The sequence below is a fragment of the Rhizobium sp. CB3090 genome, from assembly GCF_029714285.1.
Lineage (GTDB): Bacteria > Pseudomonadota > Alphaproteobacteria > Rhizobiales > Rhizobiaceae > Rhizobium.
In genome coordinates, this window is sequence record NZ_CP121663.1 from 1,501,066 (window position 1) to 1,519,034 (window position 17,969).

Below are 17,969 nucleotides of genomic sequence, written 5' to 3' on the forward strand. Positions count from 1 at the left end.
CCTGCGGCGAAACCTGAAGGGGTGGCCGGCATCTGCATTCGGTACGCTGCTCTGTTGCAGCTAAGTCGGCTCTTGGATGCTCATGCGACTTAGCGAGACGACCGCTTCATCGTGTGCTCGAGATAACTTCCGTATCGCGAGAGCGAGAAGGTGAAGACGAAGTAGATCATCGCCACAAAGCTGTAGACTTCGATATGGAACGTGTTCCATCCGCCAGCCGAAAAGGCAGCATTGCCGGACGCCGTGATTTCGAAAAAGCCGAGAATGACGATCAGCGCCGTCTCCATAAAGGCGATTACCACTTGATTGATCGTCGGCGGCAGGGCGAAACGGAAGGCCTGCGGCAAGACTATGCGGGTGGTCGTCTGCCAGTAGTTGAGGCCGAGCGCGGTCGCCGCCTCTTCCTGACCAGCCGCCAACGACTGGATGCCGCTTCGGATGATTTCTGCCTGATAGACGGCGAAGAACAGCGCGGCACCGACGATCACGCGGTAGAGCTTGTCCCCGACCAAGAAGTCCGGCAAGGCGAACGGAAGGATGATTGCTGCCGTGAATAGAATGGACAGGAGAGGCAACGAGCGAACGCCGTCGATGAACAGGGCCGTGATCGTCGCGATAACTGGAAGCCTGGACCGTCGAAGAAGCGCTAAAACGATGGCAAGCGGCATGCCGATGACGACAGTCGAAGAGAAGACGAATACCGTGAGTGCCAACCCGCCCCACTGGGTCTCCAGCACGGTCGGCATACCGAAAACCCCTCCCCTCATCAGAAAGTAAAACAGGCCATAGCCGACAATCCAGAGAACCGGCAGACGCTTTGCCGACCAGAAGAAGGGCACGCAGGAAAGCACGACCGTTACGAGGATCGCAACGCAGGCGAGGGCCGAGCGCCATTGCTCCTCGTAGGGATAGAGGCCGAAGAAGATCAGACGATAGCGATCGGTGATGACAGCCCAGCATGCGCCGGCAGCCTTGTGACAATCCTCGGGCGTACCGAACCAAACAGCGTTGATCAATCCCCAGTTCACCAGGAACCAGATCGTGTAGAGGATCAATGCCAAGCAGGTGACGGTCAGAATTGTGCGTCCGACCGAGGAGAAATAATCGCGCTTGACGTCTCTGACGAAGTTGCCGTTCAAAGCAGGCGCTTGAATGTCGGTGGTGGCTGTCATTGTCTCCACTTTCATTTTTTGTGTCCCGGCAGGGCAAGCGCCCGGTTGATCGCGTTCATGGCGAACGAGATGCTCATGTTGATGGCCCAGAAACCGATGATGAGCAGGAAAATCAGCGTAATGGTCTGGCCAGAGTGATTGATGGAGTTGGCGACGACACCGAAATAATCCGGGAAACCGATCGCGATGCCGATCGTTGTCGCCTTCATCAGCCAGATGATCTGGTTGGTCATAGTCGGCAAAATCTTGCGGATCATCAATGGGAGACGAATGCGCCAGAACACATGCCAGCCGTTGAGGCCGAGTGCACATGCAGCCTCGATCACGCCAACGGGAATGGCCAGAAACCCTGCACGCACGATTTCAGCCACATAAGAAGCCCCGAAGAGCGAGATTGCGACAATCGCCGCGCCGAGTTCCGGTATCAGTGTCATACCGCCCATGAAGCGCAGCCCACTTGGCTGCGGCAGGTCGAAGAGCGGCGTGCCGGCGATACGGCCTGCAGCGGCGATCAGCACCGCAACGGCCAGAGCAACAACGACACCGATAAGCGATGATCCCTGGCCTTTTCGCCTTGCCCAGCCGATGGCGATGACCGAACCCAGAACGAATACGATGAGAGCAATAGCGAAATGCCACGGCTCCACGTTCAGCCTTGGGAAGAAAATGCCACGGTTCGATACGAAAACACTGCCCGGCAATGCGATTGCTGCCCGAGGAGACGGAAAGTTGGCGAAGATCGCGTACCAAAAGAAGGCCTGAAGAATCAGTGGGATATTGCGAAATATCTGCACATACAAGGCTGCGATAAAGTTCAGCAGCCGGTGGCCGGAAAGCCTAGCAGTGCCGATGACAGTGCCCAAAAGGACCGCAAGCGAGACCGATATGACGCCGAGGAACAGCGTGTTGATGAACCCAACGAGCAATGCCCGTGCGAAGCTGGAATTGATATCATAATCAATTAGACTGAAAGCGATTGAAGAACCGGTCGAGTAATCCAGAAAGCTCCAGCCCATGCTGACACCCTGGATTTCCAGGTTGCGATGGGTAGTTGTGATGCCGATCATTAAAATGGCGGCGATACACGTGACAAACAGGCCTTGGAGGGCCAAATCCCGCCGTTTCCGGTTTCCGAACAAGGAAGTCATGGTTCCGTTTCCGTTGTGCCTCGACAAGGGGCCTGTTCCGAAAGCCCCGCCGGATATTGCATCCGGCGGGGAGCGTTATCCTTAATCAAGAACCGGCGGGAAGAAGACGCCGCCCTTGTTCCACGGAGAGTTGAGGCCACGCGGCAGCTTGTAGCGCGACTCCGTGCCGAAGTTGCGATTGTACATCTCCTCGGCATTGCCGAGCTTCTTGATCACGTTATAGGCCCAGTCGTCCTTGAGGCCGAGGCGAGCGCCGATGCCCGGGGTAACGCCGAGAAGCTTGCCGACCACTGTGTTCGGCGGGTTTGCCTTCATCTCATCGATATTTTTGCTGGTGACGCCATTTTCTTCGGCGATACGCTGCGAGGCGATGACCCAGTTTACGAGATCGACCCAGGAATCGTCGCCCTGGCGCATGACAACCGCTTCCGGCTCCAGCGACAGCGCATCGGAAAGGATGTCATGATTGTCCGGGTCGGCAGACGTTGCGCGGGTTGCCGCAACGATCGGACCCCATTCCGAGTAAGCGTCGCAACGGTTTGCGAAATAGGCAGCGGTAGCTTCGGTATTCTTTTCGAAGGTCACGACCTTGATGTCGTATTTCTTTTCCTTGATGTAGTCGCTCACCAGCTTTTCCGTGCTCGTACCGCCGGCAAGGCAGACTGTGCCGCCTGCAAGATCGGCAAGTGACTTAGCCTTCAGATCCTTGTGCGCCATGAACTGGGTAACCCCGATGAAATAGGGCATCGAGAACTGCAGCCCGAGTTCGGTGTCACGGCTCATCAACCAACCAGTGGCCTTGATGACCAGATCGAGGTCACCCGACTGAAGGGACGGGAAACGTTGTGCCCAACTGATCGGAATGAGCTTTAGCTTGTCGTCGTTGCCAAAAATTGCGGTCGCGACGGCGCGGCAGTAGTCAATATCCATACCGTGCCATTTTCCCTGGGCATCAACTTCTGCAAAGCCTTCGAAATTGCCGTCGCTCGACGTGCAATTGAGGGCACCGCGAGCCTGCACGGCCTTCAACGTATCCCCTGGGGCTGCCGAAGCAGCATGCGGCATAGCTGCCGCGAACGAAAGAAGCGCAATTGCGAGCTTCAAGGCACTTTTCATTAGATTCCATCCTCTGTTGGTTGTTAAAATTATTTTGACTTGCCAGCAGCGGAAGCTTCGATGCTGTGAGCCTCCACTTCCCCACCGGTCCCAAGCCGCTACCGGCCTACCGGGCGCGGACCTTTGATCGGCGTCGATCAGTCAGAACCTCGTTCCAAGCAAAGCTAATCGCCTTCCCAGACAAGCTGCGGCAAAGCCCTCGTTCGAAGAGAGTTCTTTTATGATTCCCATTACAGGCGCCTCGAGCGCAGTTCCCAATGTTGGCTGAGCCAATCTTTGTCGTTCTAATGTCGACTTGCAAAGATAGTCGTTCTAATGTCGACAATGTCAAGCACTATTTTTCCTCCACTCTTGTCGTCTCCATGTCGACACCTAAGTATCACCGCCGTGCCAGCATGAGTCAAGAGCAAAACACCGCAGGCTCTCCGGCGGCAATTTATCTTATGTCACTTGTCATATATGTGTCAAATTTTTTGCCAGGCCGAACGTTAGCATGCTCAGACGATGAGGCCTAAAGCGTGATGAGTGTACTCAACCGATTTCGCGGGGGTTGCTGACTTTTCGCCTGCCAGAAGCTCTTGGTTAGTGAAAGCGCATCAAGAGGGCAGCATTGATGCGGTGAGCTTTTCGCCTTCGTGAAGATTATGTCCTTCGGACAAATCGCCCGCCAGAGACGAATCCCCAGCCATGACGGCATCCAAGATCGGCCGATGCTGACCCAGGATTTCCTTAGGGTCAGAAATAAGCGCATCGCTGGAACGGATGTAAACTCTGATCTGTTGTTCGATCAGGCTATATTGCGACCGCAGCCGGGAGTGTCCGGAAGCATCGACGATCGCCTTGTGGAAACCGAAATCGGCTTCGGCTATTGCGTCTGGATCGTTGTCACCGCAGGCACTTTCCAACACGGAAAACGCCTCCCGAACACCATCGATCAACGCATTGTCGGCACTTTTCGCCGCGAGCGCGGCTGCGAGCCGCTCCACCGCCCCGCGCAGCGTGTAGAGTTCCCAGATATCTTGTCGCGACAGCTTGACGACCGTCCAACCTGTATACGGGACGAGACTGACCAACCCCTCTTGCGCCAACTGGTGAAGTGCGGTGCGTACGGTCGCGCGAGAAAGCCCCATTTCGTCTGAAATCTGCACTTCCGTCAGCCGAGCCCCGGCCGGAATCGAACCGTCGATGATCTTGCTGCGCAAAACATTAAGCGCCCGCACGTCGGCCGGCATTTTTTCAATTTTGGGAAGTTTCGTTCGATCCATCGTGATGCCTCGTCGGCCGCGTTTCCATCTGTTTATCGCCTTGGACCGGGACGGAACAAGAAGACCAGGCAAAAAATATCTTAAAAGGGCTATTGTCGACAATAGCCCTTTTGCGTATGTTGCCCTTCACCGGCTCCCTCGCATGAGCCGCCGAAATCAGATCGACCGTTATTTCTGACCGCCAGGGAAGCGCCCGGTAGCGGACAACCCCTTGCGTCCTTCGCTCCTCCAGGCGCGCAACGCAGCAACTGAGTGTCCAACAATGAAGAAGATACGAAACGCAGATGAAATACTGTCAGGGGGAGATCGCTCCTCGCGGCAGATCGTGCTCGAGATCGCCGACCGGACGCTCGACCGGCTGGATAGTTACCGCCGTATGAGAGCCATCATGCGGATGGAAGGGAGCGTGCTGCATATTGGTACGCGCTCCTGGGACCTGTCGAAGAAGCGCAATGTCTATCTCTTCGGTGCCGGCAAGGCCTGTAATCACATGGCCATGGCCGTGGATCACGTACTGGGCGAAAGGCTGACCAAGGGCATCGCCATCGTGAAGGTGCTTGAGGAAGCGGATCGCTTCAACAGGACCGAGGTCTTCGTGGGCGGCCATCCGCTTCCGAATGAAGACGGCCATAGGGCATCGAAAAAGATTATCGAGATCGTCGACCAATCAGGTCCCGACGACCTCTTTATTTGCGTGATTAGCGGTGGAAGCTCAGCGCTGATGTCCTGCCCTATCGATGGGATCAGCCTTCAGGACGAGATTGACGCAACGGATGTCCTCCTGAAATCCGGTGCCGGCATCTACGAGATCAACGCAATCCGACGGCATATTTCCGCGCTCAACGGCGGCATGCTGGCGAAGCGCATCCAGGACGTGGGTGCGGAACTCATCGGCTTCGGCATCAGCGATGCGGTGGGCAATCCGGCAACGGGCGACATTGCCGTGCCCTATGCCGCCTACAAAAGCACGCCCATCGGGCCGGACCCGACGACACTCGACGATGCGCGTGCGACGATCATCAACCGCAACGTTGCCGAGCGCCTGCCGAAAACGGTGGTCGACTACCTGATGAATGCGGGACCTGAAGCCGAGACGCCGAAGGCCTTTCCGGACAACACCTATTTCCTTCTAAACACGCTGCCGGACTCGTGCGTCTACGCCAGGGAAATCTGCGAGGAGATGGGCATTCCGGCCATGATCGTTTCGTCCTTTCTCGAGGGCGAAGCGCGTGACGCCGGAACCTTCTTCGCCTCGATCGCACGAGAAATCCAGACCTACGGCAACCCGATAAAGCCGCCCTGCGTACTCCTGAGTTCCGGGGAGGTCACGACCCTCATCGAGGACAACAGCGTCATCCGCGGTCATGGCGGACCAGGTCAGGAAATGGCCGTGAGCTTTGCCATCACCGCCGCGAAGGCGCCGGGCGCCTGCTTGCTGTCGGTCGATACCGAGGGCACCGACGGGACGACGCGCGTGGCGGGCGGCATCACGGACTCGGTCACCGTGAAGGCTGCAGCGAATAAGGGGATAAACCTCTTCCAGGCCCTGCGAGACCATAGCTGCTTCGAAGCACTCGATGCCGTTTCCTCGGCCGTCTTCACCGGCAACACCGGCACTAATCTCTGCGACCTCACAATTCTCTACGTTCCGGATATCAAGCGAGGTACATGAGATGCAGGACAAGATCGTATCTCTTCGCGCGCAGCAGATCATAGACTGCAAGTGCCGCCCAGCCGTCGAAGTGGAAATCCGTACCGAAAGCGGCGCCATCGGCCTGGGTGCCGCGCCAACCGGCACATCCGTCGGCATGTATGAAGCGTTCGTACTGCGTGATGGCGACCCGGCAAGTTACAACGGCCTAAGCGTTCATAAGGCGGTGGCCAAGGCCGTGAACATCATCGGCCCTGCCCTCATCGGCATGAATGTTTTCGATCAACGGGCCATCGACGAAAAGATGATCGCGCTCGACGGCACGCCGGATAAGCGCAATCTCGGCGGCAACACCATCTACTCGGCGTCGATCGCCGCCTTGCGCGCGGCAGCGGCTTCGCAGCGCATTCCGCTCTATAATCACATCGCCGGCGGCGATATCAAAACCGTCCCGGTGCCCTGTTTCAATGTTATTAATGGCGGCCGCTACGAAAATTTCATTCAGCCGTTCAATGAGTTCCTAATCGTCCCCCATGGAGCGGACAGTATCGACGAGGCCGTCGAAATGGCCGTGGCGGTGTTCCATCGTCTCAACGACGTGCTGACCGCTTACCTCGGCCACAAGCCGCAGGTGGCTAGCTCTTACGGCTATGCTGCACCTTCGGAAGATCCGGCCGTCATCCTCTCCATGATGCGCAGGGCGATCGATGAGTGCGGGTATCGCGGCAGGATTTCCTTCGCGCTCGATTGCGCCTCGAGCGAGATATATGACGCGACGACCCGGACCTATCTTCTGAAGGGCGAGCGCGTGAGCTCCAGTGCGCTGATTGCCTACGTCCGGAAACTCACGGAGTCCTTCGATTTCGTCTTCATCGAGGACCTCCTCGATGAGAATGACTGGGAGGGATACCAGAAGGCTGTGCAGGAACTGCCCCGAACGATCATCCTTGGCGATGATCTCACGGTCACGAGCCTGCCCCTGCTGCGTCGCGCGCATGAAACACATGCCGTCGACGGCTTTATCCTGAAGCCCAATCAGGTAGGCACCATCACCGAGGCGATGGACGCCTATCGCTTTGCATCCGAGCACGGGATGATCGCTGTGCCGTCCGGTCGTTCTGGCGGCGTGGTAGATGACGTCGTGATGGATTTCTCGGTGGGACTGCAGGTTCCCTTCCAGAAAAACGGCGCGCCGCGCTCCGGCGAACGCATCGAGAAACTGAACTTCTTGATGCGCGCGAATGCCCGAAGCCCCGGTTGCCGGCTCTACGACATCAAACCCCTTCTCCGCTTCTGAGCCCGGACAAAGGTCGCGAAACAATTCCACGTTCATTCAAGAAGGCTACCTCCAATGTATCCCAGGATCGATTTTCTCTACCTCTCAGAACCCGACATGATAGCAGCAGGCGTTCTGGATGCGGAACGCTGCGTCTCCGTTTGTGAGGAAACCTTCAGCCTGCTCGGCGAAGGCGACTACCTCATGGGTGGCGCCAACCATAACAGCCACGGCCTGAACATCGTGTTCCCGAAGGAGACAAGGTTTCCCAACATGCCGGTTGCCGGCCCGGACCGTCGTTTCGCCGCCATGCCGGGCTATCTGGGCGGGCGTTTCGATGTCTGCGGCAACAAATGGTATGGTTCCAATCATGCCAATGCCTCAAAGGGCCTGCCGCGCTCCGTCCTGATCATGATGTTGAACGACAAGGATACCGGTGCGCCGCTCGCCCTCTTGTCGGCAAATCTCTTGAGCGCCGCGCGCACCGGGGGCGTGCCCGGCGTGGCTGCAAAGCACCTCGCCAATCCGGATTCGAAGGTCGTTTCGGTGATCGGCTGCGGGCCGATCAACAAGGCCTGCTTTTCGGCGATCATGACCCAGCTCAAGATGGTCGAGAAGGTCGTCTGCTTCGACATCTTCCTCGACAAGGCGAATGAATTCGCTGGCTGGGTCAGCGAAACCTACGGGGTCACAGCCGTCGGCGTCGATGATCCGGAGGCTGGCTTCCGTGGTGCGGATGTGGTCACCGTTGCTGCCTCGCGCCTCAAGCCGCTTTTCTTCAATGACGAATGGATCAAGGAAGGCGCCACCATCCTTGTTTCCGGGCCTTTCAATACTGAGGAAAGCTTTCTCACCAGCGCCAAGATCGTCTACGACCACACCGCACTGCAGGAAGCCTATGTCGAGGATGCCGTCGCCTCGGGCAATAAGGACGCCTATTATGGCGGCGTCATCGGCGGCCCCTTCTTCCGCCTGATCGATGCCGGAAAACTGCCGGCACTCAACGATTCGACCGGCCTCGGTGACGTGGTCAACGGCAAGAAGCCCGGTCGTGAAACACCCAAGGACCGCGTCATCTTCATTGCCTGCGGTATGGCCGTCTTCGATATTAGCTGGGGCTATGAATGTTACCAGACTGCCTTGAAGAACGGCATCGGTCAGTCGCTGAACCTGTGGGAGAAGCCAAACCAGGCTTAAGCGGCAAAGATGACATCACCTGCCGGGCCTGGTTTGCCCGGCAGGCCTATTTTGGCTGCTTACATGCCAGGCTGGCTTGCACAACAAATGACGACAGAATGTCGACATTAATTTCTATTTAACTAACCTGGGCAATATTTAAGCTTCGATTGACGGAGAGCGACAATGAAGCTGGGCACCAAACTCATGGCCAAGTTGAACTGGAGGATAAGCCGGAAAGTTCCAGCATTGATGGTTGGGGTCGCAATACTTGCCTGCGGCACCGTCGCCGGTTATGCGAGCCTTACTTCGTTATCGACGACCAAATACCTGATCGGAACTCATCTTGAATATATAGCGAGCACAAAACGGGACATATTGGCGACGAAGCTCAATACATCAAAGCTCGACATCGAAGCCTTGGCCGTCAACCCAGCGCTCGTAAAAGCGTTCGACAACATGGTTACGGGCTACAAGATACTACCTCCAGATCAGATGACGGCGTTGTCGGACCTGAAGGCTGCAAGCAAGGATTTGGAGGCCGGGAATACGGCGAAAGCGCAGTTTTATCTCGGGACTTACAAAAACGTCGACCCTTGGCTGAAAGCTCTCGGTACTGAACACGGCTATGCGAATATTATTTTCGTCAATGCTAAAGGCGAGCTCATCTACAGCACAGGGCAGGATCGACTCGGCGCGGTTCAGCCAGACAGTCCTTTTGCCAAAGCCATTGAACTTTCCGAGAAGCAAACGGGCGCTGTGATGACAGATTTCACGCCTCCTTCGAGCACCGGGCCTGGGGTTGCCTATTTCGCGGTTGCCGTCGCCAACGCACTAATCCCCGACGAGCGCGGCGGTACACTGCTTGTCGCCATGAGTTCCGCCGCCGTTGATGCGATCATGCATGACAGCTCCGGCTTTAGTGTTGAGGGTGAAGCGCTTGTTGCCGGCACGGATGGTTTGGCGCGCTCAACATCCCGTTTCTCCGACAGCAAGGGTACGTCCTTGTCGATCGACGAGAGTTTGCTTAGGCCGGGAATCTCTTTCAACTCTTATAACAACCGGGACGTAATGGCGGCTTCCGAGCCTCTATCGTGGGGTGGGCAGAACTGGTCCATCATTGCCGTCGAACCGACCGCGTCGATTTTCGCTCCGGCCATCGACATGCTTTGGAAAATCCTCGCCATATCAGTCCTGACCGCTCTGGCCGCGCTTCTTCTGGCGGTCGTCGCTTCCCGCTCCATCTCCCGGCCAATCGTCCGGTTGGTTTCCGAAATGAAAAGGTTGGCCTCCGGAGACACCAACGGCGAGGTGTTCGGAACAACCCGCGCCGACGAAGTCGGAGATATGTCCCGTGCAGTGGTCGTCTTCAGGGATAATGCCATCGCTAAAAGGGTTGCGGAAGAAGACGCTCGAAGAACCGAGGCTGAAGCGGATAGTGAACGCAGGCTTATGGAAAGCGATCGGCTGCAGCGACTGCGCGTCCAAGCTGGGGTCGTCACCGAAATTGGCAATAGTCTTTCCGCGCTTGCCAACGGTATTCTGTCTCACAAGATTGTCATGGACTTCCCAGCAGACTACCAAAAATTGAAGGACGACTTCAATGACGCTGTGGCGCAGTTGAAGGACACCGTCCTGACATTCGCCACGCAGGCAAACTCGATATCTTCCATTGCCAGCGAAATGAGCAGTGCAATGGATTCGCTCGCCACGCGGACCGAGCATCAGGCCATCATCCTGGAAGGCGCTGTCAATACGCTGGGCGCAGTCTCGACGGACGTCAATCGCACGGCCGAGGCTGCAAGCAAAGCCAATACGATCGTAGCCGAAGTGCACGCCACGGCTTCCTCCTCCGACGAGATCGTGTCTCAAGCGATTTCCGGCATGGGCGAGATTGAAGAATCTTCGTTGCAAATTGCCAATATCGTCAATGTCATCGACGAAATCGCCTTTCAGACCAATCTTCTCGCCCTGAACGCCGGTGTCGAGGCGTCAAGGGCCGGCGACGCCGGAAAGGGTTTCGCCGTCGTGGCCTCCGAGGTTCGTGCACTGGCGCAGCGGTCGGCGGCAGCTGCCAAAGAAATCAAGGAGTTGATTAACACCTCATCGCGTCGTGTCGAGCGCGGGACACAGCTTGTCAGCTCCACCGGCGAACTGTTGAAGAAGATTGCAAGTCAAATCGATCTCATCAGATCTGTCGTTTCCAATATCGCGTCTACCGCTTCCAATCAGGCGACGCACCTTGGAGAGTTCAGCTCAACGATCAGGGAAATCGACCTGTCGACTCAGCAGACAGCGGCGCTTGCCGAGGAATCCACTGCTGCCTGCAAGACTTTGGCGAGTGAAGCAACTCACCTCCTGCATCTCATCAGTCAATTCGAACTGAGCGATGGCGCAACGACTGCGCATGCAAAAGTCGCCTGATATCCCCCAACTGGCCAAGAGCGTTCCCGTGCTTGGAAAGCAGTGGTGAAAACTTGTCCAGATCCGTAAGTCGACATTTACAGTTGACCACAGCACCCGTAGTCCAAGCCAAGACCGCCGATCTCGGCGGTCGGACGTTCGGATATGCATTGATCGCGGCCTTGATGGATACCCCGTCGCCAGCGCCTCCATGATGGTACGCCTAATGCCGCCCCGGCGCACCGGTGGCGGCAATCTCGATCGAGTTTACGCGCCGACCTTCGGCTTGATGTACCAGCCCCATGGCTCTTCACTGACGAAACGCGTGATCTGCTTGGTCTCGAGATAGTTCTCAAAGCCCCAGCGGCCGAGCTCTCGTCCGATGCCGGACTGCTTGTAGCCGCCCCACGGCGCCTCGGTAAAGGTTGGCTGCGAGCAGTTGATCCAAACGATGCCCGCGCGGAAGGCCGCAGCGACACGCTCGGCGCGCTCATGATCCGTCGACATCACCGCTGCAGCCAGGCCGAAACGGCTGTCATTGGCGAGCGCAATTGCTTCCTCTTCGGTGGAGAAGGATCGGATGCAGACGACGGGTCCGAAGATTTCTTCGTTCCAGGCCTCACTGTCGAGCGGCACATCTGTCAAAATCGTCGGTTCGAGATAATAGCCCTTGCCAAAGCCATCCGGACGCTTGCCGCCGCAGGCAATTGACGCACCTGCTGCCTTCGCCTTTTCGATGTCGCGAACGACGTTTGAATATTGCCGTTCCGAAACCAGCGGGCCGAGCAAGATGCCATCATCAAGCCCGTTGCCGATGGTGATCTTTTTCGTTTCCTCGACCAGGCAGGCGAGCACCTTGTCATAGACGCCATCCTGCACCAGGACGCGGGAGGTGGCGGAACAGACCTGACCCTGGTTCCAGAAGATGCCGAACATGATCCACTCGACGGCTTGTTCAACGTCGGCATCGTTGAAGACGACGAGGGGTGACTTGCCGCCAAGCTCGAGACTGATGCGCTTTATGTCGCGTGCGGCCTCAGTCATTATTCTCGAGCCAACGGGGCCTGAGCCGGTGAAGGCCAGCTTGTCCACCAACGGGTGCTCGACAATCGCCTGTCCCGCGACGGATCCAGCCCCGGTCAGGACATTGAGCACACCCGCCGGCAGGCCGGCCTTGTCGGCGATGTCAGCCAGTTCCAGCGCCGTCAGCGAGGTGAGTTCGGCAGGCTTCAGAACGACCGTGCAGCCGGCAGCAAGCGCGGGCGCGACCTTCCAGGATGCCATGAGCAGCGGATAGTTCCAGGGCACGATGGCGCCGACGACGCCCATTGGCTCCTTGACCGCCCTTGCAGTGAAACGTGAGTCGCTCAGCACGATGGTTTCAGCGGATTTCGTGTCGAATTCCTCGGCCAAACCAGCATAGAAATCGAAGCAACCAGCGGCATCGGCGATATCCCAGTCCGCCTCCGGGAAAGGCTTGCCGTTGTCGAGCACTTCCAGCCGGGCGATCCCGGCCTGGTTGGTTCGGATGCCGCTCGCGATAGCGCGAAGATATTTCGCTCGCTCGGCGCCGGAGAGCTTCGGCCAGCCATCCTTGTCAAAGGCGCGGCGTGCGGCCTTCACGGCGAGATCGACGTCTTCCTCGGTCGCCGTTGCAATCTGCTGAATGACCTCCTCGGTGGCGGGATTGATGACATCCGCCTTTCCGCCCTTCAGAGGGGCAACCCATTTTCCGTCGATATAAAGCTTGTCGTGCATGATAACTCCATCCGATAAGATACCGGTTCAGAACCGGTCGACGCGATAGGGGGTAAGATCGATTGGCGGGGTGACTCCGGAAATGAGATCGCCCATCAGCCGAGCATTGGTGGCGGCATAGGTAAGCCCCAGATGTCCATGACCTGTCGCGTAATAAAGGCCGCGATGTTTTGCCGATGCGCTCATCACCGGAACGGTATCCGGGAAGGCCGGGCGATGGCCCATCCATTCGCTCGTCTCCCGCACCTGCAGGTCAGGCAGCGCCTCTTGGGCGCGCTTCACCGTGATCTTGGCCCGGCGGTAATCGGGGGCGGCATCCATGCCAGCCATTTCCACCGTGCCGCCGATGCGGATGCCGCCGGCCGTCGGGGTAACCATGAAGGCTTTCGCCGGCCAGATGATCGAATGGCGCATGGAGATGCCTGGAGCCATGATCTGCGTGTGGTAGCCCCGCTCCGTCTCCAGTGGAATTGGCTCGCCAAGCTCCTTCGCCATTTTGCTGGTGAACACGCCCGCCGCCAAGACGGTCTTTTCCGTCTTGATCGTGCGACCGTCTTTCAGCCGGATTGCGGAAATTCCGCCCTCTCGAGTCGTGAAGCCACCCACCTCACCATTCACGATCATACCGCCCAAGGCCCGGAAACGTTCCGCGATTGCCGTCACCAGCCTGTAAGGGTCGGACACTGAGCGGTTATCCGGGAAAAGAACCGCCTTGGTAATTTTCGTGGTCAGCGCCGGTTCGAGATCGCGGATCGCGTTGCCACCGAGGATTTCGTGGCGGAAGCCGAAGCGCTCGAGGATTTCGATGTGGTCGCGATCGGCCTGAAACTCCCTTTCATCGGCGTATAGACAAAGGCAGCCTTCCGCACTCAGCATATGAGTAAGGTCGGTTTCTTTCAGGAGCGCATCGAGATCTTCATGCACGCGATGGCAAAGCACCGCACCTGCCGCTTCGAGTTTGCGAAGCTTTGACGGGCGGCTGGCATCAAGGAAGCGCAAGAACCACGGGACCAGGCGCGGCAGGTAGGAAGGCCGCACCCGCACAGGCCCTTCCGGGTCGAGAAGCCATTTCGGCATCTGTTTCCAGATCGCCGGCCGCGAGGCGGGCATGAACTCGGTGACGGCGATGCTCGCCATGTTGCCGAAGCTTGCCCCCTCGCCCGGGCCATCACGGTCGATCAGTTGGACGGAATATCCTCTCCGTTGCAGCTCATAGGCAAGCACCGTGCCGATAACACCAGCGCCGACGATTGCTACGGCTCGTGAGTTGCTCAAGATGTGTTCCTCGATATCAGACAGTGGTCATCCAGGTATCGGCGACGGTGAAGCCTTGCGGGTACGGATCGGTCGGATCCATGCCCATCTGGTGAAATCCGGTGATCCAAGCTTGGCCGGCAATGGCGGGAATGACGGCGTCACATGGGCCGACCTTCGCGATACCATCGATAGTACAGGCGAATTTGCTGCCGGTGATGGATTCATGAATGAGGGTTTCTCCCTCATTCATAAGACCCTTGGCGTGTAGAAGGGCGAGCCGTGCCGAGGAGCCGGTGCCGCAGGGTGAACGGTCGCAGCGACCGGGCGAGACAACAACACAGTTCTTGGCCATTAGCTGGCCGTTTTCGCGCCGCAACGGCCCCATGAACTCGGTGTTGGTGATGCCGGGGATAGCCGGGTTCTCCGGATGCTCGACCGCAAGCTGCTCGACGGCTGCGAATTTCAGCTTCTGTCCGATCTCACAAAGTTCACGCGCTTCGGATGGATCGATAGAGAAGCCGAGATCGGCCGCATTCACCATCGTATAGGTCATGCCGCCGTAGACGATGTCCACTCGGACCGTGCCCATCCCGGCGACCTCGATATTCGCATCCAGATGATAGCAAAAGGCAGGTTGGTTCACGAGGCGGACGCTCGTAACCTTGCCGTCCGAACATTTGCATTGGACGCGGATCAGGCCGGCGGGCGATTCCAACGTGAGATTGGTGACCGGCTCCTGCATGGGAAGGACGCCGGTCTCCAGAAGTACGGTCGCAACGCAGATTGTGTTCGATCCCGACATAGCGGGATATTCCGTGGTCTCCAAAATCACATAGCCCATGTCCGCTTCCGGATGATTGGAAGGGAGCACGATATTGGCATTGTGCCAGACCGCGCCACGTGGTTCGAAGAGGACCATCTTGCGGATGTCGTCCATATGCGCTTCGAGGTGAAGCTTCTTGTCGAACATGGTCTTGCCGGGCACCTGTTCGACACCGCCGACGATGACCTTGCCGCTCTCGCCTTCGGCATGGCACTCGACGACGGACAAAACCTTCTTGAAACGCATCATTCGCTCCGTGATCGCAGGGAATTGTCAGCGGCGACGAGCAATTATTGCCAGTTGAGAATCGGCTGCATGGCCGCGCGGAACTCGGCCTTCTCATCGTCCGTCAGAGGACCGAGCGGTGCGCGGCACTCGCCGACCGACAGGCCCTGAAGTTCACAGCCGTACTTGATCTTCTGGACGAACTTGCCAGACTCGAGGATGTTCATCGCACGGTAGATTGTTTTCATCATCTCGCGGGCCTTGGCGATGTCCCCGGATTTGTAGGTACGGTCGAGATCGCAGCACGCCTTGGCCATGCAGTTCGACGGGCCACAAATCCAGCTTTCGGCGCCCCAAAACATGAAATCGAGCGCGATATCGTCCGAACCGCTGACGAGCTGAATTTTGCCCTCATAGCGGCTGGCGATGTCGATAGCGCGCTGCAGAACGCCGGAGCTTTCCTTGATGCCGATGACGCGTGGATTGTCCGCGAAATGATCCATCAGCTCGAAGCTGATATCGGACCCGTCCTTGGCCGGATAGCTGTAAAGCACCAAATTGACGTCGACGGCGGCAAGGACGGTTTCATAGTGTTTGATGAGTTCCGCCTGGGTTGGCCGCGTATAGAAGGGCGGCGCGAGCAGGACTGTGTCATAGCCGATATCCTTGGCCATGGCGGTCTGGTCGATCACTTCCCGGGTAGCAGGAGCGTTGGTGCCGGCAATCAGAATTTCACCTGGCTTGGCAAAACTCTTCACGAACTGCAGCACGTCGCGACGTTCCTCCGTCGACTGGCTGAAGTATTCGCCGGTCGAACCGTTCGGAACCCAGCCGGTCACGCCGGCGTCGCGCAGGTGGCCCAAGAGCTTTTCGAAGGATTTGAAATCGATCTTGTTGTTGGCATCGAACGGAGTGATGAGCGCGGGCATGACGCCGGAAAGTTTCATATTGGTCTCCTTGGAGCGGGAATTGCGACGAGTTATTTGGCGCCAGCCGCGCGGAAAGCATCCGCACAGTTGACTTATATCCGAGCGCTTAAAGCTGGGGTTCCGACTATAAATTCGTCGATATTTATGTCGTCTTATTGTCGACAGTGTCAAGCGCAAAAATCGATGTCGACACAATGTTTCCTAAACAGTATGCTGCCATGCACTACAAAGAGGGTGTGAAATGGACGCGATAGAAAACAAACGAGTTAGAGGTACCGGGTGGAAAAGCGTCTATGACACACTCAGAAGTGAAATCCTGGCGCTGACGCTTCAGCCGGGGCAGCTACTGGATGAAACGACGCTTGCCGAGCGTTTCGACATGTCGCGCTCGCCGGTTCGGGAGGCGCTAATTCGCCTCGCCGGCGAGGAACTGGTGGTGACGCTTGCCAACCGCAGCACCATCGTCGCGCCGATCGAAGTCGCGACTTTTCCAAAATATGTCGAAGCTCTCGATATTGCCCAACGCATGAACACGCGACTTGCCGCCGCGTTGCGTACAGAGGCCGATCTGAGGATCATTGCAAAGCGCCAGAAGGAATTCGAGGCGGCGGTGAAGACCGGCAACCACCTTGCCATGTCGGAAGCCAATAAGCGCTTCCACATGGCAATCGCCCATGCGGGCAAAAATCCCTTCCTCGCCAATTTTTATGAGCGCTTGCTTGGCCAAGGCCAGCGCATGCTCCACCTCCATTTCGAATATCTCGAACGGACTCATGAGGGTTATCTGCTAACGGACGAGCATGACCTGATGCTGGAAGCAATCCGCGCGAAGGATATCGAGCGGGCGGACGAACTCGCCCATGCCCATACGCGTCAGTTCCAAAGCAATTTTGTCAACTTCATGCGCGAGAACTACACGACCGACGTGACGCTGACGCCGCTGAATGCGGCCGAATGACAGAAATTGCGGAACGGATCGGCTTCGTCGGGACGGGAACGATCACCAAGGCCATCGTCAAAGGCTTGCTTTCGGACCATGTCGGCGCCTCAGAGATCATCGTCTCTCCACGCAACGCGGACATAGCGGCAGATCTTGCCGCTGCTCATCCGCAGGTCACGATAGCTGACGATAATCAGACGGTCGTGGATCGGGCAGATATCGTTTTCCTGGCAGTTCGGCCCCAGATCGCCGCAGAGGTAATTCCGCTGCTGAAATTCCGCAGTGGTCAGCTTGTCATCAGCCTGATTGCCGCTACCGAACGAGCCAGGTTATTGGATTGGATCGGAGCTGATGTGGAACTCGCGCAAGCCATTCCGCTACCCTTCGTCGAAAATCGCGAGGGCGTAACGGCGATTTTCCCGCGCAACGCCCGGGTGGCTGATCTCTTCAATAGGCTGGGCGTTGCTGTCGAATGCGAAACGCGAAAAGAGTATGATCTTTTAGCGGCTGCAAGTTCCACAATGGCACTTTATTTCGGCCTTATGGGACGCACTGTCGATTGGCTCGAATCCCAAGGGCTTCCCCAGGCAAGTGGTCGTGCTTACCTCTCCGCTCATTTTCAGAGCCTCGCCAAAGTTGCGGCAACACGACAGGATGAGCCTCTTCATGCCCTTGCACGGGAATATGCCACGAAGGGCGGTCTTAACGAACAGGTCTGGATGGATTTCGATGAGCACGGCGGAACGGGAGCGCTCATCGAAGCCTTCGAACGTGTCCTGCTCCGCATCACGAAATAGCGAAGTCGACGATCAACCCGTTAGGGCCCTCGG

General features: G+C 57.5%; 14 protein-coding genes. 6 read left to right on the plus strand and 8 right to left on the minus strand.

Translation table 11 applies throughout. The annotated features are described in order from the left end of the window. Nucleotides 1-89: 89 nt before the first annotated feature. The 4 genes from QA646_RS25700 to QA646_RS25715 form a co-directional block, all read right to left on the minus strand. On the minus strand, nt 90-1,187 hold the full coding sequence (locus QA646_RS25700; protein WP_283059554.1) for an amino acid ABC transporter permease: 1,098 nt from the start codon (nt 1,185-1,187) through the stop codon (nt 90-92). Further along, nucleotides 1,184-2,239 carry an ABC transporter permease subunit gene (locus tag QA646_RS25705; RefSeq protein WP_283059555.1) on the minus strand — a complete coding sequence of 352 codons (1,056 nt, stop codon included), beginning with the start codon at nt 2,237-2,239 and terminating at the stop codon, nt 1,184-1,186. Before QA646_RS25705 ends, QA646_RS25700 begins: the two co-directional genes overlap by 4 nt. A 162-nt stretch (nt 2,240-2,401) precedes the next feature. Then, complete coding sequence (locus QA646_RS25710) at nt 2,402-3,436, minus strand: amino acid ABC transporter substrate-binding protein (RefSeq protein ID WP_283059556.1); 1,035 nt, start codon at nt 3,434-3,436, stop codon at nt 2,402-2,404. Between the two features lie 596 nt (nt 3,437-4,032). Next, nucleotides 4,033-4,701, minus strand: a complete 669-nt coding sequence (locus QA646_RS25715; RefSeq protein WP_283059557.1) for a GntR family transcriptional regulator — start codon at nt 4,699-4,701, stop codon at nt 4,033-4,035. Between the two features lie 262 nt (nt 4,702-4,963). Here QA646_RS25715 and QA646_RS25720 point away from each other — a divergent pair, with 262 nt between their 5' ends. The 4 genes from QA646_RS25720 (at nt 4,964) to QA646_RS25735 (ending at nt 11,228) form a co-directional block, all read left to right on the plus strand. Continuing rightward, nucleotides 4,964-6,373: a DUF4147 domain-containing protein gene (locus tag QA646_RS25720; RefSeq protein ID WP_283059558.1), complete on the plus strand. Its 1,410-nt coding sequence runs from the start codon at nt 4,964-4,966 to the stop codon at nt 6,371-6,373. 1 nt (nt 6,374) lies between these two features. Next, nucleotides 6,375-7,649, plus strand: coding sequence for an enolase C-terminal domain-like protein (locus QA646_RS25725; protein WP_283059559.1), 1,275 nt, complete (start codon nt 6,375-6,377; stop codon nt 7,647-7,649). A 54-nt stretch (nt 7,650-7,703) separates the two neighbouring features. Further along, complete coding sequence (locus QA646_RS25730) at nt 7,704-8,825, plus strand: tyramine oxidase subunit B (protein WP_283059560.1); 1,122 nt, start codon at nt 7,704-7,706, stop codon at nt 8,823-8,825. A gap of 165 nt (nt 8,826-8,990) precedes the next feature. Further along, nucleotides 8,991-11,228: a HAMP domain-containing methyl-accepting chemotaxis protein gene (locus QA646_RS25735; protein ID WP_283059561.1), complete on the plus strand. Its 2,238-nt coding sequence runs from the start codon at nt 8,991-8,993 to the stop codon at nt 11,226-11,228. A 246-nt stretch (nt 11,229-11,474) separates the two neighbouring features. Here the strand turns inward: QA646_RS25735 and QA646_RS25740 are convergent, their stop codons facing one another. From QA646_RS25740 to dapA, 4 genes are read right to left on the minus strand one after another with little or no spacing between them, the layout of a single operon-like run. Next, entirely contained in the window at nt 11,475-12,965 is a 1,491-nt protein-coding gene (locus QA646_RS25740; RefSeq protein ID WP_283059562.1) for an aldehyde dehydrogenase family protein, read from the minus strand. A 27-nt stretch (nt 12,966-12,992) separates the two neighbouring features. Further along, nucleotides 12,993-14,243: an FAD-binding oxidoreductase gene (locus tag QA646_RS25745; RefSeq protein ID WP_283060563.1), complete on the minus strand. Its 1,251-nt coding sequence runs from the start codon at nt 14,241-14,243 to the stop codon at nt 12,993-12,995. Nucleotides 14,244-14,256: 13 nt separating this feature from the next. Further along, nucleotides 14,257-15,291: a proline racemase family protein gene (locus QA646_RS25750; protein WP_283059563.1), complete on the minus strand. Its 1,035-nt coding sequence runs from the start codon at nt 15,289-15,291 to the stop codon at nt 14,257-14,259. A 44-nt stretch (nt 15,292-15,335) separates the two neighbouring features. Continuing rightward, nucleotides 15,336-16,217: a 4-hydroxy-tetrahydrodipicolinate synthase gene (gene dapA / locus QA646_RS25755; RefSeq protein ID WP_283059564.1), complete on the minus strand. Its 882-nt coding sequence runs from the start codon at nt 16,215-16,217 to the stop codon at nt 15,336-15,338. 223 nt (nt 16,218-16,440) lie between these two features. Between dapA and QA646_RS25760 the strand changes: the two genes are divergently transcribed. Both QA646_RS25760 and QA646_RS25765 read left to right on the plus strand, forming a co-directional pair. Further along, nucleotides 16,441-17,157 (plus strand): GntR family transcriptional regulator, encoded by a 717-nt coding sequence (locus QA646_RS25760; protein WP_283059565.1) that lies wholly within the window; start codon nt 16,441-16,443, stop codon nt 17,155-17,157. Further along, complete coding sequence (locus tag QA646_RS25765; RefSeq protein ID WP_283059566.1) at nt 17,154-17,936, plus strand: pyrroline-5-carboxylate reductase; 783 nt, start codon at nt 17,154-17,156, stop codon at nt 17,934-17,936. The genes QA646_RS25760 and QA646_RS25765 overlap by 4 nt, the downstream gene beginning before the upstream one ends. Nucleotides 17,937-17,969: the final 33 nt, after the last annotated feature.